Below are 21,865 nucleotides of genomic sequence, written 5' to 3'. Positions count from 1 at the left end.
AGAATGGTCGTGCGGGTTCAAGGTGCCACGACTCCGGGTAGTCGTTCACGAACCGGACACGGGACAGGAGGACGGCATGCCACACCGTGTGGACGAGGGTCTGGCCATCACCTTGAAGCGGGTCGCCTCGACGTTGAAGAGCGCGGACATCCCCTTCGCGCTGGGCGGGAGCTTCGCGGTGTACGCCCGCGGCGGCTACTCCAGCGATCACGACGTCGACTTCCTGCTCCGGGAACAGGACAAGGAACGGGCGTTGCAGGAGCTGGCCGCGGTCGGGTTCGAGACCGAGCAGCCGCCGGAGGACTGGCTGGTCAAGGTCTACGACGAGGGCCGGATGGCGGATCTGATCTACCGGCCGGTGGAGTCGCCGGTCGACGACGAGACGCTGCGGGACACCGAGCAGATCTCGGTCGAGGCGATCTACATGCCGGTGATCTCCGCCTCCCGGCTGATGGTGCACAAGCTGCTCAGCTACAGCCAGCACTACTGCGACTTCGCGACCGGGCTGCCGGTGGCACGTTCCCTGCGCGAGCAGATCGACTGGGAACGGGTTCGCCGGGAGACCATCGCGTCGCCGTACGCCGAGGCCTTCCTGGTGCTCCTGGACCGTCTCGACGTGGTGCCGTTCCCGGGGGCGAGGGAATTGAGGGTAGGGGGATGACATGACCAACCAGATCGATCTCGAGGCCGAGATCCAGCGCCTGCTCACCGAACACGACCGTGTCGCCGAGCAGGGCATCACCGTGCAGCGGCGGGACAACGTGGTGGTCCTCGGCGGGGAGGTGGAGAGCGCCCAGCGCCGTGACGAGATCTGCCGCCAGATCACCAGCCACTTCCCCGAGATCGAGATCACCTGCGACATCGGCATCACCCGGGCGCAGGCCCCGAGTGACGTGGAGGAGATTTCATGATCCGGATCGCCGCCGTCGGCGACGTCCACGTGGACAAGGACGTGGTGGGCCGCTACCGGCCCGCCCTCGAACAACTGCCCGAGCGCGCCGACGCCCTGCTCGTCGCCGGCGACCTGACCCGGCACGGGACGGTCGACGAGGCGCAGTGCTTCGCCACCGAGTTCGGCGGCCTGGCCGTCCCGGTCGTGGTGGTCCTCGGCAACCACGACCACCAGAGCGACCAGGAGCAGCAGGTCACCGAGGTGCTCACCGACGCCGGGATCACCGTGCTGGAGTGCTCCTCGACGGTGCTGGAGATCCGCGGCCACCGGCTCGGCATCGCCGGCGCCAAGGGGTTCGGCGGCGGCTTCGCCGGGGCGTGCGCCAGCAATTTCGGCGAGCGCGAGATGAAGACGTTCGTCGGGGTGACCGAGGACATCTCGGCGCGGCTCGGCGAGGCGCTGCGCGCGGTGGAGTGCGACGCCCTGGTGGCGCTCACCCACTACGCGCCGGTGCCGGAGACCCTGATCGGCGAGCCGCTGGAGATCTACCCGTTCCTCGGGTGCTACCAGCTCGGCAACGCGATCGACTCGGCGCCGACCGCGCTGGCCCTGCACGGGCACGCGCACCACGGATCGGAGCGTGGCCGGACCCCCGGCGGCGTCCCGGTCCGCAACGTCGCGCACCCGGTGATCAAGCAGGCGTACAACGTGTACCAGTTGCTCTCCGAGTCCGTGGATTCCGAACTCGTGTCGGCCTGAACCCAGGTTTCCGATTTCGAGGGGCCGGGTAACCGAGATGACATGGACCTTCTGCTTTGGATTCTCGCCGTTATCCTCGTGGTCGCCGGTGTTCTCGCGCTGTTCCGGCGGCAGATCCTCTGGGGTGTCGTACTGATCATCGTCGGTCTCCTGGTGGGCCCCGGCGGCGTCAGCATCTTCACCTGATCGTCCTGTATCCCCCGGTCAATCGCTGTCCCCGATCCTGAACCGGGGTCGCCGCGGCTCGGTCCTCAACGGACACAGCCTCGGTGGCCCCGGTTCTTCTCTTTCGTGCGCCGCCGCACACAAGGTGCGATGTACGCCCGCGGATATCTGACTCAATCCCGGCGTGGCTGACGTCCATCACTTCACCTATGGCGCTTACAACCCGATAGCCGCGTACCTGCTGGCTTTCCTCGGCTCCTTCCTCGGGCTCCTCTGCGCGGGGCGCGCACGTGACGCCCATCACCGCAGCCGGCGCAACCGGTGGCTGGCGATCGCCGCGTTCGCGATCGGCGGCGGCGGGATCTGGCTCATGCACTTCTCCGCGATGCTCGGCTTCGACGTGCCGGTCAGCCCGGTCCGCTACGACCTGCCGCTGACCGTGCTCAGCCTGGGCTTCTCGGTGGTGACCGTGGGCGTCGGCCTGATGATCGTCGGCCACGGCCGGCGCAGCGTCCCCCGGACCCTGGTGGCCGGCCTGCTCACCGGGTCCGGCGTGCTAGCCATGCACTACACCGGCATGGAGGGCATCCGCATCCCGGCGACCATTCACTACTCCCCCGTGCTGGTGGTCGCGTCCGGGCTGATCGCCATCGCGGCCAGCACCGTGGCGCTCTGGTTCGCCGTCTCGGTACGGGGCTGGCTGCGGGCCACCGCCGCCGCCGCGGTGATGGCCGTCGCGGTCTGCGGCATGCACTACACCGGCATGGCCGCCATGTCGATCGAGCTGACCCCGGGCGCGCCGCCGGCAGGCGGGATCCGGCCGCTCACCATGCTGGTCCCGATCATCCTGATCACCACGGCCACCATCGTCGGGGTGGCGCTGAGCGCGCTGCAGGCGATGACCGAGGAGGAGTTCACCGACGGGGCCGGCAGCCCGAGACGGGGCGTGCACGCGGAGCCCCCGCCGGCGTGGACGACGAGGCACACGCCGATCGGCGCGATGCGGCTGACCCCGGCCGCCCGGGCGGTCGCCGCGGGCCGGGCCGCCGCCGGGAGCCGTCCCTCTCCCGGGCCACGTCCGTCACCCCGGCCGTCACCCTCTCCGGCGCAGGCCGCGCCACCGGCCACATCCGGCAGCTGATCGAAACCCATCCCCAGCCGCTATCCGGTATACCTGATCGACATGGCGCCAAGGATGCTGCTCTCGATGCCACTGCACGCCATCACCGAGGTGTACGGCGAAGCCGGCCTACGTGACCGATTCGCTCTGGAGATGGAGTCGTTCCCCGCCGGCGAGCGTAAACAGCTCGCCGAGGCCCTGGAGCTGGCCTCCGATCTGCACGCCGCCGACCGCCGGGTCCGCGAGCCGTACGTCAACCATCTGCTCCGGGTCGCGATCCGGATCATCCGCTACTACGGGGTGCGCGACGTCGACGTGCTGGTGGCCGCGCTGCTGCACGACGCGGTCGAGGACCACCCGGCCGAGCTGGCCGGGCTGGAGACCGGCGCGTCGCACCCGGAGCTGACCGCGGCGGCGGTGGCCGAGCTGGCCCGCAGGTTCAACCCGCGGGTCGCCGAGCTGGTCCGGTCGGTCACCAACCCGCAGTACGACCCGGACCGTGACAAGCACGAGCAGTACCGGATCCACGTCGCGGAGAACCTGGAACGCGACCCGTGGGCACGAGTGATCAAGATCTCCGACTTCACCGACAACGGGGTCGGCGTCATCCACACGACGCTGGACAAGGCGACCAGCTCAGCCCGTAAGTACCGGCCGCTCGTGCCCAAACTGCGGGAGCTCGTCGGGCGGCCCGACACGCCGCTGTCCACGCAGGCCAAGGAGCACATCCTGGACCAGCTGGACCTGGCCGAGGAGCGTTTCGCCGCGATCCTCGACGAGTAGGGCCGGGACCCGAACTACCGTGGGGCCATGCCTACTGACGCCTGGTGGCGCGACGCGGTCATCTACCAGATCTATCCCCGATCGTTCGCCGACGCGGACGGCGACGGCATGGGCGACCTGCCCGGCATCACCGCCCGGCTGCCCCTGCTGCGGCGGCTCGGCGTCGACGCGGTCTGGCTGTCGCCGTTCTACCCCAGCCCGCAGCACGACGCGGGCTACGACGTCGCCGACTACCGCGGCGTCGACAGCCGGTTCGGCTCGCTCGGCGACGCCGACAAGCTGATCGCCGCCGCCCACGAGCTGGGCCTGAAGGTCATCGTCGACCTGGTGCCCAACCACACGTCCAGCGAGCACGCATGGTTCCGGGCCGCGGTCGACGCCGGCCCGGGCAGCCCCGATCGGGAGAGGTACATCTTCCGCGACGGCGAAGACGGCGGCGACCAGCCGCCCAACTCGTGGCAGAGCGTCTTCGGCGGCTCCGCCTGGGAGCGGCTGCCGGACGGGCAGTGGTATCTGCATCTGTTCGACGTCTCCCAGCCCGACCTCAACTGGGACCACCCCGAGGTCCGCGCCGAGTTCCTGGACATCCTGCGGTTCTGGCTGGACCGCGGGGTCGACGGGTTCCGCGTCGACGTGGCGCACGGCCTGATCAAGGACGCCGAGCTGACCGACTGGACGGCCCCGTCGGTGATCCTGGGCGGCCTGGACCCGGTCGGCCCGCCGCCACCGATGTGGGACCAGGAGGGCGTGCACGAGATCTACCGGCAGTGGCGTTCCGTCCTCGACGAGTACCCGGGCGGCCGCATCCTGGTCGCCGAGGCGTGGGTGCAGCCGGAGGAGCGTCTGGCCCGGTACGTGCGCCCGGACGAGATGCACCAGGCGTTCAACTTCCCCTACCTGGAGGCGCCCTGGGAGCCGACGGCGCTGCGGGAGATCATCGACTCGTCGCTGGCCGCCAACGACGCGGTCGGCGCCACCACCACCTGGGTGCTCTCCAACCACGACGTGGTGCGGCACGCGTCCCGGCTCGGGTTCCCGCCCGGCGAGGGCCGCAAGCCCGGCATCGGCATCGGCGACCCCCAGCCGGACAGCGCCCTCGGGCTGCGCCGGGCCCGGGCCGCGACCCTGCTGATGCTGGCGCTGCCCGGTTCGGCGTACCTCTACCAGGGCGAGGAGCTGGGCCTGCCGGAGCACACCACACTGCCTGACGAGTTCCGGGAGGACCCGGCCTGGGAGAGGTCCGGACACACCGAGCGCGGCCGCGACGGGTGCCGGGTCCCGATCCCGTGGGAGGCCGACGCCCCGTCCTACGGGTTCGGGCCGGCCGACGCGAGCTGGCTGCCGCAGCCGAAGATCTGGGCCGAGTACGCACTGGACCGCCAGATCGACGTGCCCGGCTCCACCTGGGAGCTGTACCGGTCGGCGCTGGCCACCCGGCGCGACCGCGAGCTGGGCTCCGGCGAGCTGGCGTGGCTGGCGGGCGACGAGGGCACGCTGGCGTTCCGCAACGGCGACGTGACGGTGGTGACCAACTTCGGCGCCGAGCCGGTGTCGCTACCGCCCGGCGCCCGGGTCCTGCTGAGCAGCGAGCCCCTCGACGCCGACGGGCGGATCCCCGCCGATGTGACGGTCTGGTCGGTGTTCTGAGGCGACCGCCAGCAGGGCGGCGTGCGTGTCGGCCATGTCCGCCGCCACCGTCCTGCTGGCCAGCCAGTACATGATCCCGGTCGGCACGAAGAAGACCTGGAAGGCGGCCAGCCCGACCGCGTAGTTCAGCGGCGGCGGGTAGGCCCCGGCCAGGCTCGCGAAAGCGACCGCCACCAGCACGTTGCCACCCGCCCGGCCGGCGCCGTTGACCAGGTTGCCGAGGCTGTAGACGGTGCCGCGATGCTGCGGCGGGTTGACGTCGGAGATCATGGCGAACCAGTTCGGCGAGTTCGCCGACGTCAGCATCAGCGCGAACACCGACACCACCAGGCAGATCCCGACGGTCGGCTCGGTGACCACATTGGCCAGCACACCACGGACCACCGCGGCGGTCCCCTCACCGTCCGGCACGGTGATCCTCATGGGGACGAAGAACAACACCACATAGAGGGGTACGGCGGAAAGGATCCCGATCGACGCGACCAGGGCACGGCCCCGGGGCGTACGCCGCTGCAACCGGTCCCCGGCCAGGCCGCCGAGGATCGACAGCGCCGCGCCGAGCTGGAAGATCGTGGCGAACACACTGCCGATCAGCACCGCCGTGCCGGTGGTGTAGCCCTGGTCCTCGGCCCGCGCCCGGAACAGCACCGGCAGCCACACCATCGACCCGAACGCGATCTGCGCGGTGCCGCCCTGCAGGATCAGCCACACGTTGGTCCGCCGCCGCAGGATGACCGGCAGATCCTCGTGGTGGATCCGCTCCTCGTAGTCGACACCGGCCAGCTCGGGCTGGCTGTCACCGCGCGGCACGTTGAAGGTGAACAGGTACGCCCCGGTGGCGACCAGCCCGGCCACCGCCGTCACCAGGAACGGCCGCCGCCAGTCGTCGTGCCCCAGCAGCCCGCCGATCAGGGTCCCGGTCAGCGTGCCGACCCCCTGCGACAGGCCCCAGAAGCTCATCACCAGGCCCCGCCGCCGCGGTGAGATCAGGTCGCTGACCACCGAGAAACTGACCGACGCCACCCCGCCCAGCCCGAACGCGGCCAGCACCTGCCCGGCCAGGAACATGCCGTAGCCGCCGGCCAGCCCGGACCACGCGGTGCCGGCCACCCAGATGATCGTGCCGGCCACCAGCACCGGTTTCCGATCGGTGCGGTCGCCGAGATAGGCGAACCCGATCGCGGCGACCGCGCTGATCAGGAACATGATCGTGGTGGCCAGCGCGATGTGCGCCTCGGTCACCCGCAGCTCGGCGCCGATGCTGCCGTAGAGCGGCGGGACGATGCCGATGGCGATGTTGTCGAGAGCCGCGAGAACGACGAAGACCACCACGCTGTACCCGCGGTGCACCGTGCCGCCCCTGCTCATCACCGGTGAAGGTTATCGCCAGCGGGGCAGGGGCGCGTGCCCGCACGCGGCTGTCGTCGATCGTTCGGCGAGTGGTCAGTGGGCCGTTGCCGCGGTGTCCACCACCGCCGTCACCGTGGGGCATGCTGATCGCCCGGGTCGCCAACTTCGTCCACGCCACGTCCGGCGGCCTGCGCACCGCGCTGCGCGAACTCGGCCGGGGCTATCAGGCGGCCGGGCACGAGGCGGTGCTGATCGTTCCCGGCGCGGAGGCCGGCGAGGAGGAGACCCCGCAGGGCCGGGTGATCACGGTTCCCGGGCCGGCCGTGCCGGGGCTCGGCGGGTACCGGGTGCTGCTGAACCACGGGGCGGTCCGGGCGGTGCTGCGCCGCCTGCGGCCGGACCGGATCGAGGTGCACGACCGGAGCACGCTGCGCTGGCTGGGCGGCTGGGCCCGGGAGAACGGCGTCCGGTCGATGATGGTGTCCCACGAGAGCCTCGACGGGCTGCTACGGCTCTTCGGCCCCGGCGGACCGGCCGGACCGTGGGCCGCCGATCGGCTCAACGCGCGGACCGTCGCGGCGTTCGACACGGTGGTGTGCACGACCGGGTGGGCGCAGCGGGAGTTCCTGCGGCTCGGGGCCGCGCCGGTGCGCGTACCCCTCGGCGTTGCTCTTGATCGTTTCTCGCCGGCCTCGCGGGACGCGGCCTTGCGGACCGCTCTCGCCGGGTCCGCGCCGGTCCTGCTGCTGCACTGCGGCCGTCTGTCGGCCGAGAAGGAGCCGCGGCTGTCGCTGGACACCCTGGCCACGTTGCGTGCCGAGGGGGTGGACGCGGTGCTGGCGGTCGCCGGTGACGGGCCGTTGCGCGCGGATCTGTCGGCCGCGGCGGAACGGCGTCGTCTGCCCGCCCGGTTCCTGGGTCATGTGCGGGACCCGCGCGGGCTGCTGGCCACCGCCGACGTGGTGCTGGCGCCCGGACCGATCGAGACGTTCGGGTTGTCCGCGCTGGAGGCTCTGGCCAGTGGGACGCCGGCGGTCGTGCGATCGGTCAGCGCCCTGCCGGAGGTGGTCGGCCCGGCCGGGGTGGCCGCCGGCCCGGACGGTTTCCCCGCTGCCGTGCGGGAGCTGCTGGCCCGCCCGGCCGGCGAACGGCGCGCGGCCGCCCGTACCCAGGCCGAAGGTTTTCCCTGGTCCAAAGCGGTGGAAGGGTTCCTCGACGTGCATGCCGGGGTGGCGGCGCTGCCCGGAGGCAGCGCCGCCCGGTGACCGTCAGTTGCCGATGTTCGCCTGCGGGCCGGCGTAGGTCGCCAGCAGCGCCGGGATGTCGGCCGCCGCGTCGAGGGTGTACGCGTAGAAGCTCTTCGGGTCGAAGGCCGAGCCGTTGGTCTGCTGCTTGCCCGACGAGTTCTTGACGATGCTGCCGCTCTGCTTGAGCTGGGCGGCCGACGTGTCGTTGTAGAACGGGTTCACGACGTTGTCGAAGTAGCTGTTCTCCAGAACCATCTTCGTGCCGCCGCGCGACAGGTTGCCGTACGACGTGATGTTCTGCAGGTAGTTGTTGTAGAGGTGCGCGTACGCGACGTTGTCGGTGCTCGGGTTCCGCTGCACGGTGTTCTTGATCCAGTTGTGGTGGATCGTCATCCGCGAGGTGACGTTCTCGGTCCAGCCGATGCCGAACGCCTTGTTGCCGGTGTCGAGCACGTTCCAGGACACGGTCAGGTACGTGGTGTCCTTACGGCTGTCGATCATGCCGTCGTTCATCCGGGTGATCTTGTTGTGGTCGATCCAGATGTGGTCGGCGGTGTCCATCTGGATGCCGTCGTAGTCGTACGTCTTGTCGTCCGGGTCGTCCTCGGTCATCTGCGTGTCGCGGATGGTGAGGTTGCGGATGATGACGTTCTTGACGCCCTCGCCGAGGAAGAACCCGCCGCCGACGATCTCGCCCCCGGTCCCGGCGCCGACGATCGTCTTGTTCGACTTGACCTTGAGCTCGGTGCCCTTCGGGGTGATCGTGATGGGCGCGCCCACCTTGATCACGTAGGGCTCGGTCGCGGTGACGTACCTGGTCAGGTCGGCGAGGGTGGTGACGGTGACCGTGGCGCCGGCCGCGCCGCCGGTGGTGCCGCCACCGGTGGAGGCGAACCCGTCCGGAGTGGACGCCCAGGTCCGGCCGGATGCCGACACCGGGGTGAACGCCCACTGCTTGTTGCTGTTGGCGCTGCAGGTCTCCTGGATGACGGCCGCGCCGTTGGTGGTCGACGCGCCCTGGTCGGAGATGCACAGACCGTTGCCCACGTTGATGATCTGGAACGTGTCGGTGCCCGACGCCACGATCTTCCACTGCTGATTGGTCTGCGAGCTGACACACGAGTACTGCTGCAACTGCTGACCCGACGTCGTCGACGCCGACGGCACATCGATGCACTTGCCGCTGTTCACGTTCTGGATCAAGAAATTGCCGCCCGACGCCACCAGCTTGAACTGCTGCCACGTCGAGTTCGCGGTACAACCCCACTGCTGCAGCAGGGCACTGTTCGCGGTCGACGCCGACGGCACGTCGATGCACTTGCCGCTCTTCTTCACGATCAACTGATAGGCGACACCGGTTACCGGAGCGGTCGCCGCGTCCGACGGCAACACCGAATACCCGATGAGCCCGGCGGGGACGGCCAGCAGGGCGGCCGCGAGGATGACGCGCTTCTTCTTCATGCTCAGCCCACCGGGTTCCAGTTGTCGGTGCCCGCGAGGTACTTCTGCGGGGTGTAGTTCGCGGCCTGCGAGTCGCTCAGCTGCGGCCGGTTGCTGTTCGTGGTCGCGCCGGCGCCGGTGTTCTTGTACTCGAGGAACCGCGCGTTCTGCCAGACGTTGCCGGACATGTCGGTCCAGGGCTGGGCGGTCTTCATGGTGGCGCTCAGGCTCGACTCCCGGAACAGCACCTGCGCGTTCGGGCCCCACGGGCGGCCCAGCTGGGTGGTGTTGTTCGTCGCGCCGGTGATCGTGCACTTGTGGAAGAGGAAGCCGTACGGGTTGGCCGCATCGGTCCGGGCCGCCGTGATCGGGCCGCCGGTGGTCCGCTTCTCGTAGACGCTCGTCGCGGTGAAGACACCCGTGCCCGAGCCGAAGATGAAGTCGACGGTGCCCTCGACGTACGAGTTCCGCACGTAGGTACGGCCCGCGTTGAGCAGGAACGTGTCCTGGTCACCGAGCAGCCGGACGTTGTCGAGCTGGGTCCGGTCGCCGCCCACGTTGAGCGCCACGGCCTGATCGCCGGTCTCGTACGTGTTCTCGTCGTAGTCGTTCGACACGGTCAGGTTCTTCGCGATGAAGTCCTTGCCGTTGACGAACATCGTCGCGCTGCCCGAGGTTCCGCTGGTGTAGGCGGAGTTGTTGTAGACGATCACGGTCTGCGAGGCGGAGCCGCCGCCACCGGTGAGCGTGATGTAGGGCTTGTTCGACGGGATCGTGACGACCTCACGGTAGGTGCCCGGCTTGATGGTGATCTCGACCCGGCTCGTGTTGTTCGCCGGGACCGCGTCGATCGCCGCCTGCACCGTCTTGTACTTGCCGGTGCCGTCGGCGGCCACCGTGAACGAGCCGGTGGAGCCACCGGAGACCGCCGTGAACGCCCACTGCTTGTTCGAGTTGGCGGTGCACGTCTCCTGGATGACGGCCGCGCCGTTGGTGGTCGACGCGCCCTGGTCGGAGATGCACAGACCGTTGCCCACGTTGATGATCTGGAACGTGTCGGTGCCCGACGCCACGATCTTCCACTGCTGATTGGTCTGCGAGCTGACACACGAGTACTGCTGCAACTGCTGACCCGACGTCGTCGACGCCGACGGCACATCGATGCACTTGCCGCTGTTCACGTTCTGGATCAAGAAATTGCCGCCCGACGCCACCAGCTTGAACTGCTGCCACGTCGAATTCGCGGTACAACCCCACTGCTGCAGCAGGGCACTGTTCGCGGTCGACGCCGACGGCACGTCGATGCACTTGCCGCTCTTCTTCACGATCAACTGATAGGCGACACCGGTCACCGGAGCGGTCGCCGCGTCCGACGGCAACACCGAATACCCGATGAGCCCGGCGGGCACGACCAGTGCGGCCGCGACACCGAGCAGTGCCCGCTTCCGGGCTTTTCTCTCTGCCACTGCGGTCCTTCCTACGTGCTTGGGGATGACGGCCGAGGGGGAACGGCCGATGTTCCTGTGCACGTAGATGCCGCTCGAGGCGAGAGACAACAAAAACTTCGAAAACTTTTCCGGGGTACGGTCCACGCGCCCCCCGCCGCGCGCAAGAGGCAGCCGGCCGGATCCCGGCGCCGTATCAGGCGCGCCGATACACACGCCGAGGGCCGGCTGACGAACTGCGGCCGGCGCCCAGCGCTGTATCGGGCCTGCTGATACGGCGCTGGGGGCCGGCCGGGGTTCAGCCGCGGGCGGCGGCGTACTGCTCGCGAATCCGCGGGACGGGGTCGGCCTCGTACACCTCGGGGGTGTCCGCGGACCAGACCGGCGGGACGTCTCCGCCCGCGGTGACCCACGCGGCCTGGCGGGCGGCGCCGTCGGCGACGTACTCGCCGGGCGGCGGGACGACCACCGGCTTGCCGAAGAGCGCCGGCGCGATCCGGCGGACCGCTTCGCTGCGCGCCCCGCCACCGACCAGGACGATCCGGTCGGCGACCGCGCCCGAGGCGGTGAGCGCGTCCAGCCCGTCGGCGAGAGCGCACAGCATGCCCTCGACGGCGGCCCGGGCGAAGTGCGCCGGGGTGGACGTCCTCAGGGTGAGCCCGTGGACCGTGCCGGTGGCGTCCGGACGGTTCGGGGTCCGCTCGCCTTCCAGGTACGGCACCAGGACCAGCCCGTCGGCGCCCGCCGGGGCGGACAGCGCGAGCCGGGACAGCTCGTCGTGATCGACGTTCAGCAGCTTGGCGGCCGCGTCCAGGACACGGGCCGCGTTGAGCGTCACCACGATCGGCAGGAACCGGCCGGTGGTGTCGGCGAACCCGGCGACCGTGCCGGACGGGTCGTTCGGCGAGACCTCCGACGACGCGAAGACCGTGCCGGACGTGCCGATCGAGACGATCACGTCGCCGGGGGCGGCGCCCGTGCCGAGAGCGGCCGCCGCATTGTCCCCGGCGCCGGGACCCAGCAGGGCGCCGTTGGGCAGGTGCCCGGCGATCCCGGTGGGGCCGAGCACCTCGGGCACGATCAGTGACCGGCCGAACCCGAGTTCCAGCAGATCGTGACGGTACTCATTGGACCTGGCGGACCAGTAGAGCGTGCCGCTGGCGTCGCTCCGGTCGGTCCGCAGGTCGCTGAGAGAGGTGGATCCGGACAGCTTCCAGGTGAGCCAGTCGTGCGGCAGGCAGACCGCGGCCACCTTCGCCGCGTTCTCCGGCTCGTGGCGGGCCAGCCAGCGCAGCTTGGTCAGGGTGAAGCTGGCGACCGGCACGATGCCGACCGCGTCCGCCCAGGCCGCCCCGCCGCCGAGCTCGGCGATCAGGTCGGCCGCCGCGCCGGCGCTGCGGGTGTCGTTCCACAGCAGCGCCGGGCGGACCACGTCACCGTTCTCGTCGAGCACGACCATGCCGTGCTGCTGGCCGGCGACCGAGACGGCGGCCACGTCGTCCAGACCACCGGCCTCCTCGATCGCCCGCTGCAGCGCGGCCCACCACGCGTCCGGATGGACCTCGGTGCCGTCCGGGTGCGTGGCACGGCCCTGCCGGACCAGCTTGCCGGTCTCGGCGTCACGGATCACGACCTTGCACGACTGGGTCGAGCTGTCGATCCCGGCGACGAGCGCCATGATTACCGGGCCCCGAGCACGTGCTCGATGGCGAGCTGGTTGAGCTTCACGAAGTGGTAGCCCTGCGCGCCCGCGGCGTCGGCGTCGAAGTCCTCGAACGCGCTGCGGTCGGCGAGCAGGTCGCTGTAGCTCTCGCCCGGGTTCAGGGTGGGCACGCCCAGCTCGGCGACCTTCGCGGCGGCCAGCGCCTCCTGCACCTCCGGGTCGGCGCGGAACGCCTTGGCCCGCTCCTTGAGCAGCAGGTACATCTTGATGTTGGCGCGGGCCGACTCCCAGACGCCGTCGAAGTCCTCGGTACGCGACGGCTTGTAGTCGAAGTGACGCGGGCCCTCGTAGGCCGGGGCGCCCTCGACGCCACCGTTCTCCAGCAGGTCGACCAGGGAGAACGCGCTGAGCAGGTCACCGTGGCCGAAGACCAGGTCCTGGTCGTACTTCGGGCCGTGCTGACCGTTCAGGTCGATGTGGAACAGCTTGCCGTGCCACAGCGCCTGGGCGATGCCCTGGGTGAAGTTGAGCCCGGCCATCTGCTCGTGGCCGACCTCCGGGTTGATGCCGAACAGCTCGGGCCGGTCCAGCTCCTGGGTGAACGCGATGGCGTGGCCGGCGGTCGGGAGCAGGATGTCGCCGCGGGGCTCGTTCGGCTTCGGCTCGATGGCGAAGCGGAAGCCGTAGCCACGGTCCTCCGAGTACTGCGCGAGCAGGTTGAGGGCCTCACGGTAGCGGTCGAGCGCGGCCTGCACGTCCTTGGCCGAGTCGTACTCCGCGCCCTCCCGGCCGCCCCAGAGCACCAGGGTCTTGGCGCCCAGCTCGGCGCCGAGGTCCATCTGGCGCAGCACCTTGCGCAGCGCGTAGCGGCGCACGTTGCGGTCGTTGCTGGTGAAGCCGCCGTCCTTGAACACCGGGTGGGTGAACAGGTTGGTGGTCACCATCGGCACGATCAGGCCGGTCTCGTCGAGCGCCTTCTTGAAGCCGGCGACGATGCCGTCCCGGGTCTGCGCGTCGGCGCCGAACGGGACCAGGTCGTCGTCGTGGAACGTGATGCCGTAGGCGCCGATCTCGGCGAGCTTGTGAACGGCCTCGACCGGGTCCAGAGCCGGGCGGGTGGCGTCCCCGAACGGGTCGCGGGCCTGCCAGCCGACGGTCCAGAGGCCGAAGGAGAACTTGTCGTCGCGTGTGGGCTGGACGGACACGGGTAACCTCCCGGAAATTGTTTAGTGGTTGAATTATTTGACCGCGGTATGGCACTGTCAAGGGCGTGTTGGCCGCTTCCACGACTCCGGTTCGCCAAGCGAGCGTGCGCGCCCATAATCTCGCGCTCGTGCTGCACACCGTGGCAAACAGCACAGATCCGCCATCCCGGGCAGCGGTCGCCACGGCCACCGGATTGACCCGTGCGACCGTTTCTGCCCTGGTCGACGATCTAGTTGCCGGCGGTCTCCTCGTCGAGGTCGACCCGCCCCCGCGTACCGGCGCCGGCCGCCCCGCCGTCGGGCTCACCCTCACCTCCGCCGGACCGGCCGGGCTCGGGCTGGAGATCAACGTCGACTACCTGGCCGCCTGCGTGGTCGACCTGACCGGCGCCGTCCGCCACCGCCACGTCGAACGCGCCGACCAGCGGCCCGCCGACCCGGCCCAGGCCCTCGCGGCGCTCGGCCGGCTCGCCGCCACCGCCCGGCACGCCGCCGAGGCCGACGGGCTCATCGTCGCCGGCGCCGCCCTCGCCGTCCCCGGCCTGGTCGCCGGCGGCGTGGTCCGGGTAGCGCCCAACCTCGGCTGGCAGGACGTCGACGCGGTGGCCGCGCTCCGCGCCGTCCCGGAACTGGCCGGCCTCCCGATCACCGTCGACAACGAGGCCAACCTGGCCGCCCTCGGCGAGCTGCGAGTCACCGGCGGCCCGCCTCCCACCGGCACCGCCGCCCCCACAGCTCAGGCCATCGCCGCCGCGGCGCCCGGTGTCACCGCCCCGGCCGGCGCCGCGCCGGACCCCGCTGCCGCTGCCGCGGGGGATCTCCCGATCCCGGGTCACCCCTGGGATCGGCGTTCGTTCCTCTACATCTCCGGGGAGATCGGCATCGGCGCGGGGCTCGTGATCGACGGCGAGCTCTATCGCGGGGTGCGAGGCTGGAGCGGTGAGATCGGGCACGTCACCGTCTATCCCGACGGGCGGCCGTGCCGGTGCGGCGCACGTGGCTGCCTCGAACAGTATGCCGGGCAGGAGGCCCTGGCCCGGGACGAGCAACTGGCCGCCGCCGCGCTGGGCATCGCACTGTCCGCTGTGGTCAACCTGCTCGACGTGCCGGTGATCGTGCTCGGTGGGGCCTATGCGCCGATCTTCGGTTCGCTGCGCGACGGGATCGAGGCCGAGCTGCGGCGGCGGGTGCTCACCGCGGGACTCGCGCCGGTCACACTGCGCCCGGCGGCGCTCGGGCCGGACGCGGCGATGCGGGGCGCGGCGGACACGATCATCCGCGCGGTGCGCGAGGACCCCGCCGCCTGGCTGCGCCGCCTTTCCTGACGGACCGGGCGCCGTGGGCGTCACGGAGTCCCGGCGTCCGGTGGGGCACGGGCCGGTGTCGAGGCCTCTTGCGCGCGGCGGGGCGCGTCGACCGTACCGCCGCGGGGGTTTGATCCTGAAGGGCCGGAAGGTGGCGGAAAGGCGACGGCCGCCGGCCCTCGGTGAGGGACGGCGGCCGTGGCGCTGCGGTGGCTAGATGACGCCGGTTCGCGATCCGATGGCCTGGGCGAAGATGCTGGTGATCTTCGTCGGGTCGGGGGCCAGGAAGACGCCGCTGTTGCTGTTCGGGAGAGCGTCCCGCAGCATCTTCAGCTCGTCCACACTGACCTTGTCGCCGATGCCGATGAGCACCAGGCGGATCGGTTTCTTCGGGTCCTGGGCCTTCTTGAGCGCGTTGACGACCTGCTCCTTGTTGAGGCCGTCCGCGTTCTCGTTCTCGCCGTCGGTGAAGAGGATGACCGAGTTGATCTTCTGCGGTGAGTAGTTCTTCTTCACGTGGTTGTACGCGTCGACGACCGTGTCGTAGAGGCCGGTGCCGCCGTTCTGCTTCGGGTCGAGCTGGGCGATCGAGTTCTGCAGCTTCTCCCGGCCGGTGGTCAGCGACGTGATGCCGACCAGCGACCTCCACGGCTTCGCGCCGTCCTCGTTGGTGGAGAACCGCCACACGCCGACCGACCACTTGTTGCTGAAGAGCGAGAGGCCCACGCTGGCGGCCGCCTGGGTGACCTGCGCCCGGGTCTTGCCACCGGCGGTCGGCACCACCTCGGCCATCGAGCCGGACGTGTCGAACACGGTGAGCGCCTGGCCCGGCTTGGTGGTCGCGATCCAGCCGCCGACCACGGCGCTCAGGTCGCCGCCGGTGAGGCTGGCCGCGCCCGCGGTGCCCTCGGCCGACTTGGTGGCGGCGGGGGTGACCGCCGGCGACGCCTTGGGGGCGCCCATCGGGGCCGGGAAGTTCGCGCCGTAGGTGCCGTCCGGCGAGCGCAGGCCGGCCGTGGCCAGCGCGTTCTTGGCGGCGGGGGACTGCAGCTCCTTGAGCAGCAGGTCGGCGGCGTCCGACTTCTGCTTGTCGACCACCTGCGGCATGACCGTGTACGGGTAGTCGAGCGGCGCCGGGCTCGGCTCCATGTAGATGGCGCTGAGCGGGATGGCCGGGCGCTCGGCGTTGTAGGCGACCACGTCCTCCTCGGACAGCGGGGCCGCGCTCACCGTGTTGCTGCCCCCGATGTCGGCCTGCGACTTCGGGAACTTGGCCACCAGCTCGTCGCGCAGCACCGCCTTGTTGGCGTCCAGCGCGGTGAGCGCCCGCGACTTGGCCTTGAGGGCCTCGATCGGGTCGCCGCCGACAGCGCCGGAGGCCTGGCTGAGCGCGAGCAGGCTGGTCAGGCCGGACGCGTCCTGTGTCGGGTCCATGATGCCGACCTGGAGCGGCTCGTCGGCGCTGAAGTTGGTCAGCAGGTCGCCCCAGCCGATCGACTTGTTCGGCCAGCCGAAGTTCTTCGCGATCGGCTCCGGCATCGCCAGCACGAGCGGGCTCTGCGCGACCGACGTGACGGTGCTCGGCAGGAAGCCGGCGGCCTCGGTCTGGATGCGCAGCAGCCAGGTGGAGGAGTCCGGGATCCACACGTCCGGGACCTGCTTCGCCTCGGGCGCCGGGTTGAGGCCGATGAGGGCGACCGAGTGGTCGCGCGTGACCGCGCTCGCGATCGTCGCCGGGAGCTCCTCGGTGACGTCGACCGCGACACAGGTGCCATCGACGGCGGCACCCGCCTTGGTCCACTGATCGGCGACCGACTGCACGGCGGGCACGATCTCCGGAGCGGCGGCCAGAGTCAGACGCACGGACCCGGAGCAACCCGAGTCGGCGAAATTCTGGTAGCCCAGGTACGTCCCCGCAATGACGACGACTATCGCCATCGCACCTCCGACGACGCCCGCTCCCTTTGAGTTGAAGTTTCTACGATGGCGGCCAGACACGCGCTCCATAGTGCGCATGTCCGAAGCTGAATGCCATATACGTTCGGACGAAAATTACTCAGATTGGCGTTTCCGGATCTAGAAAACACCGAGCGTGATGACGCCGTCTCGATGGGTATCAACTTCGACCTGCGGCGTGCCGGTTTCGAGATGGTTTCACAACCGACACGCCGCAATGTCCGAACTTCCCTATGACCTGATCACCGCGGGATTCCACCGATGCAGGCAGGTAGGAGTCGGTTCGCCGGTCGGCTCGCCCTGCAGGCCGGGAATTCCGGTCTCCGGGTCGATGCGGAAAATGGTCACGTTGTGTGATCGCTGATTGGTCACGTAGAGGTGATCCCCGAGCAGTGCCATGTGCCTCGGCCAGACCCCGCCGGCCGGCACCTCGGCGATCAGCGTGACGCCGTCGCCGTCCCAGGCGAAGGTCGAGACGGTGTCCGGTCCACGGTTCGCCACGTAGACGAACCGCCCGTCCCGGCCCATCGTGATCTCCGACGGGAAGACCTGGCCGGCGGCCGTGCTGACGGCGACCTCGCCGCGCGGCTCCAGCGTCGGAGCGCCCGCCGGCCGATGCCAGCTCAGGGTGCCGGCCAGCTCGCCGACCACGAGCAGCGCCCCGTCCGCCGACCGCAGCAGGTGCCGCGGGCCGGTCCCGGGCTTCGCCTCGACCGCCACCTCGGGCAGACCCAGGCGGCCCGAGTTCGGGTCCAGCCGGGACCGCCACACCCGGTCCGAGCCCAGGTCGGAGATGAGCACGTCGGCGCCGTCCGGGACCACCTGGTGGGCGTGCGGGCCGGTCTGGCGCTCCGGGTCCGGGCCGGCGCCGCTGAGGGTCAGCGAGTCGCTGCGCTCCCCCGGCACCCCGTCGGCGTCCAGCGGGTGCACCGACACCGAACCGCTCGCGTAGTTCGCCACCACCAGGTGCCGGCCGTCGGCGGTGACCGCCAGGTGACACGGATCCGACCCGCCGGTCGACCGCACCGTCAGCGGGGTCAGCGAGCAGTCCGGCGCCACCGCGAAGGCGGAGACCGTGCCCTGATCCAGCTCGTTGACCGCATAGAGGACCGGGAGCGTGGGGTGCTGCGCCAGGAACGAGGGCGACGGGGTGCGGGCGGCCAGCCCGAGCCGGGTCAGATCCCCGGTCACCGGATCACGCCGCAACAGCGTGATGCCGTCCCCCTCACCTCCCTTGTCACCGGTGTAGCAGCCGACGAAGACGTACTCATGGCTCGAACCCATGCGTCGATCCCACCACAGAACCGTGGGAACGCACGGCAGGACACCACCGCCGGCGGCGCGGACCCCCGTTGATCGCCCGCGCCGCCGACGGTGGTGCCGCCGGATGCTCCCGATCAGCCGTTCAGGAGCTCGTAGGCGTCCGCCGGGGCGTTCACGGCGTCCGAGGGCGCCTTGATCGGGGCCGCCTTGCCGTACTGGTCGTAGACGACCTCGTAGGTGGCCGCCTTCGCCTTGCCGGCCGCCGGGATCTTGACGACGGCCTTGGTGACCCGGCCCGCACCGTCGAGGGTCACTTCCAGGGGTACGGTCTTCGCCTTCTCGCCGAGAGCCTTGAGGGTGCCCTCGGCCACGATGCCGGCCTCGGTGGACCTGGTCAGGTCGGTGATTCCGGCGTACGTGCCGGCGCCGGTCTCCTTGAGGCCGGTGGCGGCGGCCAGCAGCGTGCTCACGAAGCCGGGGTCGGTCTCGCCCGCATAGGCGAGGTCCTCGGCCGAGTCCTTGGCGAGCTTGCCCTGGTCCAGCTTCATCCACTTCTTCGGCAACCTGGGCAGGCCCGCGTCGGACGGGGCGTTGTCGAACGAGATCCGCGCCCAGGCCTGCTTCTCGATGACCAGGAAGCGCATCGTCAGGGTGATCTCGGAGTCCGGGATCTTCTCGAAGAAGTCGCTCGTCACCGACTTGTTCGGGGCGTCCAGCACGCCGGTCGACGACTGCTGCCCGCCCTTGATCGTGTAACGGAACGCCGGGGTGTCGCTGCCCGGCACCCCCTTCTTCAGCGTGGTAGCGGCGGAGACCGGCGCCGGGGCCTTCTCCGGCGTGGTGCCGGCGGTCCCGCCGCACGCGGTGAGGCCGGCGCCGGCGATCAGCAGGGCGCCGGTCAGGGCCAGGCGCTTGGTCAGAACGTTCATCGTCTTGTCTTTCCTCACGGGGTCCGCGATGCGTTGATGGACACAGGCTCCTGGAGACGACTGCCGATGCGCTGCGGCTATGCTGCTGCCGGCTGCCGTTCCGCTGCCGTCGATGGAAACCGCAGGTCAGACAGGGGGTGCCGGTGACCGACCAGTCAGCGTCCGGCCCACTGCGGTTCGAGGTGCTGGGTCCCGTCCGGGCCTTCCGGGAGGGCCGGCCGGTCGACCTCGGCCCGGCGAAACAGCGGGCCGTCCTCGCCGTGCTGCTGCTGAGCCCCGGCAAGCCGGTCCCGACGCATCGCATCGTCGACGCCGTGTGGGGTGACGAGCCGCCGGAGAACGGGACGAACGTCGTCCAGAAGTACGTGGCCGGCCTGCGGCGCGCCCTCGACCCGGAGCGGTCCCCGCGCACTCCCGGCGAGCTGCTCACCCTCACCGACGGCGGATACGTGCTGCAGACCGGCGCGCTCGACGCCGAGGACTTCCGCAACCGGCTGGCCCGCGCCGACGCCGAGCGCCGCGCCGGCCACCTGGAGGAGGCCGCCCGGATCGCCCGCGACGCCCTGGACCTGTGGCACGGCGAGGCGCTCGGCGGGCTGACCGGCCCCATCTTCGACGCCGCCCGGACCCGGCTGGTCGAGGAGCGGGCCAGCGCCTGCGAGCTGTGGGCGGAGATCGAGCTGTCCCGTGGCGGCTTCGCCGGGCTGGTGTCCGAGCTGTCCCGGCTGGTGCAGGAGTTCCCGTTGCGGGAGGGTCTGCGGGCGCAGCTGATGATCGCCCTGCACCGCAGCGGGCGGCAGGCCGAGGCGCTCGCCGTCTTCCGCGACGCCCGGGAGTACCTGCTGGACGAGCTGGGTGTCGAACCGGGCGAGCGGCTCCAGGAGACCCACCGGCAGATCCTGCGCAACGAGCCGATCCCCGCCGATCCGGCTCCCCCGGCCGGCACGGCTCCGGCGCCCGTCCTGCCGGCGCCGGTCTCGCCGTCACCGGTCGCGGCATACCCGGCATCCCCGCAGATCTACTCGCCGCAGCCGTACTCTCCGCAGCCGTACTCTCCGCAGCCCTACCCGGCGCCGGTGCTCGGCATCCCGCTCCCGCCCCGCCGCGACGGCATCCCCTGGGCGGAGGTGATCCTGGCCGGTCTGGTCCCGGTCGTCACCTGCGGGTTCGGCAGCTGGGCCTGGTTCGCGTACGCGACGGTCCAGCGGCGTGCGCTCCGGGAGGCGATCCCCCTGGTGTGCTACGTCGCCGTCTGGGCCACCGTGATCTTCCTGTGGCTGGTCGACCCGAGCCCGCTGGAGAGCGACTACACCACCCCGTCCGAGGATGCCGCGATCCTGCTGCAGTTGCTGCTCATCCCGGTCTCCGCGGTGCACGGGGCGATCCTCGCCGCGATACCCGGCGACAGCCGCCAGGCGCGCGCCCAGCGGTACATGGCCCGGCAGTTCGCGATGATCAACCCGGACGGCGCGCGACAGGCCGGCATCGGACGGCCCGATCTGCTACGCACCTTCGACGACGGCGGGCTGGTCGATCTCAACCACGCTCCGGTGCCGGAGCTGGCCCGGCTGCGCGGTGTCAGCCCGATCGAGGCGCATCACATCGCCCTCGACCGGTATCAGCGTGGCCCGTTCACCAGCCCCGACGAGCTGGCCCAGCGTGGCCTGCTGCCGGCGCGGACGGTGCGCCGGCTGACCCCGTGGCTGGTCTGCGTCCCGCCGGAGCAGACCGCGCTGTAGCGGTTTCAGCGGGCGGCCGCGGCGGCCAGCTGGCGGCGCGCCACATACTCCACCAGCTCGATCAGCACGTTGCGGGCGGCCGCCTGGTCACGGGCGTCGAAGAGGACGACCGGGACGCCCGGGTCAAGGTCGAGCGCCCGGGCCACCGCCTCCGGGGCATACCGGTGCTGGGTGTCGAAGCAGTTCACCGCCACCACGAACGGGGTGCCGCGCTGCTCGAAGTAGTCGATCGACGGAAAGCAGTCGGCCAGCCGGCGGGTGTCGGCCAGCACCACGGCGCCGAGCGCGCCCTGCGACAGCTCGTCCCACAGGAACCAGAACCGGTCCTGCCCCGGCGTGCCGAAGAGGTAGAGCTGCAGATCCTCGGTGATGGTGATCCGGCCGAAGTCCATGGTCACCGTGGTGGTGGTCTTCGCCTCCACACCGGAGACGTCGTCGGCGCCCTCGGCTCCGGTGTGGATCTCCTCGGTCTGCAGTGGCCGGATCTCACTGACCGATCCGACCATGGTGGTCTTGCCCGCCCCGAACCCACCCGCGATGAGGATCTTGAGAGCGACGGGAATGCGCGACGAGCCGCCGTTGCGGTCAGAGCGCACGGAGTCCATTGACAACCGCCTTGAGTACGTCGACGTCATGCGGCTGCGAGGCAGCCGGGGGTTCGTACAGCGAGATCAAGCCCGCTGAGCGTAGATCACCGAGGAACACCCGGACCACGCCGACCGACAGGTCGAGCTGAGCCGCCAGCTCGACCACCGAGATCGGCTCCCAGGCCGCTGCCACGATGGCATGGTGCTCCGGCTGCAACTGCTGGCCGGAGGTGAGATCGGGCACGGTCGCCACGACGAACGCGACGAGGTCGAAGTCGCAGTCCGCCGGGGCGACGCGTCCCCCCGTCATCGCATAGGGACGCACCACCGGGCCCGCGTCGTTGTCCAGCCAGTCGTGAGTCACACGCGGC

The 21,865-nt window shown here is 70.7% G+C and carries 20 protein-coding genes; 10 read left to right on the top strand and 10 right to left on the bottom strand.

Annotated features, from left to right (window positions below):
• Positions 1-76 precede the first annotated feature (76 nt).
• The 7 genes from BM290_RS35650 to BM290_RS35625 all read left to right on the top strand — a co-directional run bounded on the left by BM290_RS35650 (position 77) and on the right by BM290_RS35625 (position 5,366).
• Positions 77-661 (top strand): nucleotidyltransferase domain-containing protein, encoded by a 585-nt coding sequence (locus tag BM290_RS35650; protein ID WP_093620357.1) that lies wholly within the window; start codon positions 77-79, stop codon positions 659-661.
• A 1-nt stretch (position 662) separates the two neighbouring features.
• On the top strand, positions 663-911 hold the full coding sequence (locus BM290_RS35645; protein WP_093620356.1) for a hypothetical protein: 249 nt from the start codon (positions 663-665) through the stop codon (positions 909-911).
• Entirely contained in the window at positions 908-1,651 is a 744-nt protein-coding gene (locus tag BM290_RS35640; RefSeq protein ID WP_093620355.1) for a metallophosphoesterase family protein, read from the top strand. Before BM290_RS35645 ends, BM290_RS35640 begins: the two co-directional genes overlap by 4 nt.
• A 42-nt stretch (positions 1,652-1,693) precedes the next feature.
• The gene (locus tag BM290_RS48740) at positions 1,694-1,837 is read left to right on the top strand and encodes a GPGG-motif small membrane protein (protein WP_170167261.1); all 144 of its coding nucleotides are present in this window, start codon (positions 1,694-1,696) and stop codon (positions 1,835-1,837) included.
• A gap of 163 nt (positions 1,838-2,000) precedes the next feature.
• Positions 2,001-2,957 carry an MHYT domain-containing protein gene (locus BM290_RS35635; RefSeq protein WP_093620354.1) on the top strand — a complete coding sequence of 319 codons (957 nt, stop codon included), beginning with the start codon at positions 2,001-2,003 and terminating at the stop codon, positions 2,955-2,957.
• 66 nt (positions 2,958-3,023) lie between these two features.
• On the top strand, positions 3,024-3,719 hold the full coding sequence (locus BM290_RS35630) for an HD domain-containing protein (RefSeq protein ID WP_239143949.1): 696 nt from the start codon (positions 3,024-3,026) through the stop codon (positions 3,717-3,719).
• A 27-nt stretch (positions 3,720-3,746) separates the two neighbouring features.
• Positions 3,747-5,366, top strand: coding sequence for a glycoside hydrolase family 13 protein (locus BM290_RS35625; protein ID WP_093620352.1), 1,620 nt, complete (start codon positions 3,747-3,749; stop codon positions 5,364-5,366).
• Here BM290_RS35625 and BM290_RS35620 read toward each other — a convergent pair.
• Positions 5,274-6,734 (bottom strand): MFS transporter, encoded by a 1,461-nt coding sequence (locus tag BM290_RS35620; RefSeq protein WP_093620351.1) that lies wholly within the window; start codon positions 6,732-6,734, stop codon positions 5,274-5,276. The two genes, BM290_RS35625 and BM290_RS35620, sit on opposite strands and share 93 nt — an antisense overlap.
• Positions 6,735-6,856: 122 nt before the next feature.
• On the opposite strand from BM290_RS35620, the gene BM290_RS35615 reads away from it, so the two are divergent.
• Positions 6,857-7,981, top strand: coding sequence for a glycosyltransferase (locus BM290_RS35615; protein WP_093620350.1), 1,125 nt, complete (start codon positions 6,857-6,859; stop codon positions 7,979-7,981).
• A 3-nt stretch (positions 7,982-7,984) separates the two neighbouring features.
• Here BM290_RS35615 and BM290_RS35610 read toward each other — a convergent pair whose 3' ends face one another.
• The 4 genes from BM290_RS35610 to xylA form a co-directional block, all read right to left on the bottom strand.
• Positions 7,985-9,424, bottom strand: coding sequence for an RICIN domain-containing protein (locus BM290_RS35610; RefSeq protein WP_177320028.1), 1,440 nt, complete (start codon positions 9,422-9,424; stop codon positions 7,985-7,987).
• Between the two features lie 2 nt (positions 9,425-9,426).
• Positions 9,427-10,869 (bottom strand): pectinesterase family protein, encoded by a 1,443-nt coding sequence (locus tag BM290_RS35605; protein ID WP_093620349.1) that lies wholly within the window; start codon positions 10,867-10,869, stop codon positions 9,427-9,429.
• 277 nt (positions 10,870-11,146) lie between these two features.
• Positions 11,147-12,526 (bottom strand): xylulokinase, encoded by a 1,380-nt coding sequence (gene xylB, locus BM290_RS35600; protein ID WP_093620348.1) that lies wholly within the window; start codon positions 12,524-12,526, stop codon positions 11,147-11,149.
• A gap of 2 nt (positions 12,527-12,528) precedes the next feature.
• The gene (gene xylA / locus BM290_RS35595; protein ID WP_093620347.1) at positions 12,529-13,716 is read right to left on the bottom strand and encodes a xylose isomerase; all 1,188 of its coding nucleotides are present in this window, start codon (positions 13,714-13,716) and stop codon (positions 12,529-12,531) included.
• 104 nt (positions 13,717-13,820) lie between these two features.
• On the opposite strand from xylA, the gene BM290_RS35590 reads away from it, so the two are divergent.
• Complete coding sequence (locus BM290_RS35590; protein WP_177320027.1) at positions 13,821-15,041, top strand: ROK family transcriptional regulator; 1,221 nt, start codon at positions 13,821-13,823, stop codon at positions 15,039-15,041.
• Positions 15,042-15,233: 192 nt separating this feature from the next.
• Here the strand turns inward: BM290_RS35590 and BM290_RS35585 are convergent, their stop codons facing one another.
• The 3 genes from BM290_RS35585 to BM290_RS35575 form a co-directional block, all read right to left on the bottom strand.
• Positions 15,234-16,958: a substrate-binding and VWA domain-containing protein gene (locus BM290_RS35585; protein ID WP_093620345.1), complete on the bottom strand. Its 1,725-nt coding sequence runs from the start codon at positions 16,956-16,958 to the stop codon at positions 15,234-15,236.
• A gap of 249 nt (positions 16,959-17,207) precedes the next feature.
• The gene (locus tag BM290_RS35580; protein WP_093620344.1) at positions 17,208-18,260 is read right to left on the bottom strand and encodes a lactonase family protein; all 1,053 of its coding nucleotides are present in this window, start codon (positions 18,258-18,260) and stop codon (positions 17,208-17,210) included.
• Between the two features lie 113 nt (positions 18,261-18,373).
• Entirely contained in the window at positions 18,374-19,168 is a 795-nt protein-coding gene (locus tag BM290_RS35575) for a hypothetical protein (RefSeq protein ID WP_093620343.1), read from the bottom strand.
• A gap of 143 nt (positions 19,169-19,311) precedes the next feature.
• Between BM290_RS35575 and BM290_RS35570 the strand changes: the two genes are divergently transcribed.
• Positions 19,312-20,907, top strand: coding sequence for an AfsR/SARP family transcriptional regulator (locus BM290_RS35570; RefSeq protein ID WP_143134039.1), 1,596 nt, complete (start codon positions 19,312-19,314; stop codon positions 20,905-20,907).
• Between the two features lie 5 nt (positions 20,908-20,912).
• On the opposite strand, the gene BM290_RS35565 is transcribed toward BM290_RS35570, so the two are convergent.
• Both BM290_RS35565 and BM290_RS35560 read right to left on the bottom strand, forming a co-directional pair.
• Positions 20,913-21,512 (bottom strand): GTP-binding protein, encoded by a 600-nt coding sequence (locus BM290_RS35565; protein WP_093620341.1) that lies wholly within the window; start codon positions 21,510-21,512, stop codon positions 20,913-20,915.
• A complete protein-coding gene (locus BM290_RS35560) occupies positions 21,493-21,804 on the bottom strand; it encodes a DUF742 domain-containing protein (protein ID WP_239143968.1) in 312 nt (103 codons plus the stop codon). The genes BM290_RS35565 and BM290_RS35560 overlap by 20 nt, the downstream gene beginning before the upstream one ends.
• Between the last annotated feature and the right edge of the window lie 61 nt (positions 21,805-21,865).

The organism is Actinoplanes philippinensis, from assembly GCF_900113015.1.
Classification (GTDB): Bacteria; Actinomycetota; Actinomycetes; order Mycobacteriales; family Micromonosporaceae; genus Actinoplanes; species Actinoplanes philippinensis.
The sequence above is the reverse complement of the archived record's forward strand: the minus strand, read 5'-3'. Positions and strand labels throughout refer to the sequence as shown.

Bases quoted from the DNA above. Each gene is read 5' to 3' on its own strand.
- BM290_RS35650 (WP_093620357.1), top strand. From the start codon at position 77: ATGCCACACCGTGTGGACGAGGGTCTGGCCATCACCTTGAAGCGGGTC.
- BM290_RS35645 (WP_093620356.1), top strand. From the start codon at position 663: ATGACCAACCAGATCGATCTCGAGGCCGAGATCCAGCGCCTGCTCACC.
- BM290_RS35640 (WP_093620355.1), top strand. From the start codon at position 908: ATGATCCGGATCGCCGCCGTCGGCGACGTCCACGTGGACAAGGACGTG.
- BM290_RS48740 (WP_170167261.1), top strand. From the start codon at position 1,694: ATGGACCTTCTGCTTTGGATTCTCGCCGTTATCCTCGTGGTCGCCGGT.
- BM290_RS35630 (WP_239143949.1), top strand. From the start codon at position 3,024: ATGCCACTGCACGCCATCACCGAGGTGTACGGCGAAGCCGGCCTACGT.
- BM290_RS35625 (WP_093620352.1), top strand. From the start codon at position 3,747: ATGCCTACTGACGCCTGGTGGCGCGACGCGGTCATCTACCAGATCTAT.
- BM290_RS35620 (WP_093620351.1), bottom strand. From the start codon at position 6,734: ATGAGCAGGGGCGGCACGGTGCACCGCGGGTACAGCGTGGTGGTCTTC.
- BM290_RS35615 (WP_093620350.1), top strand. From the start codon at position 6,857: ATGCTGATCGCCCGGGTCGCCAACTTCGTCCACGCCACGTCCGGCGGC.
- BM290_RS35610 (WP_177320028.1), bottom strand. From the start codon at position 9,424: ATGAAGAAGAAGCGCGTCATCCTCGCGGCCGCCCTGCTGGCCGTCCCC.
- xylB (WP_093620348.1), bottom strand. From the start codon at position 12,526: ATGGCGCTCGTCGCCGGGATCGACAGCTCGACCCAGTCGTGCAAGGTC.
- BM290_RS35585 (WP_093620345.1), bottom strand. From the start codon at position 16,958: ATGGCGATAGTCGTCGTCATTGCGGGGACGTACCTGGGCTACCAGAAT.
- BM290_RS35580 (WP_093620344.1), bottom strand. From the start codon at position 18,260: ATGGGTTCGAGCCATGAGTACGTCTTCGTCGGCTGCTACACCGGTGAC.
- BM290_RS35575 (WP_093620343.1), bottom strand. From the start codon at position 19,168: ATGAACGTTCTGACCAAGCGCCTGGCCCTGACCGGCGCCCTGCTGATC.
- BM290_RS35565 (WP_093620341.1), bottom strand. From the start codon at position 21,512: ATGGACTCCGTGCGCTCTGACCGCAACGGCGGCTCGTCGCGCATTCCC.
- BM290_RS35560 (WP_239143968.1), bottom strand. From the start codon at position 21,804: ATGACGGGGGGACGCGTCGCCCCGGCGGACTGCGACTTCGACCTCGTC.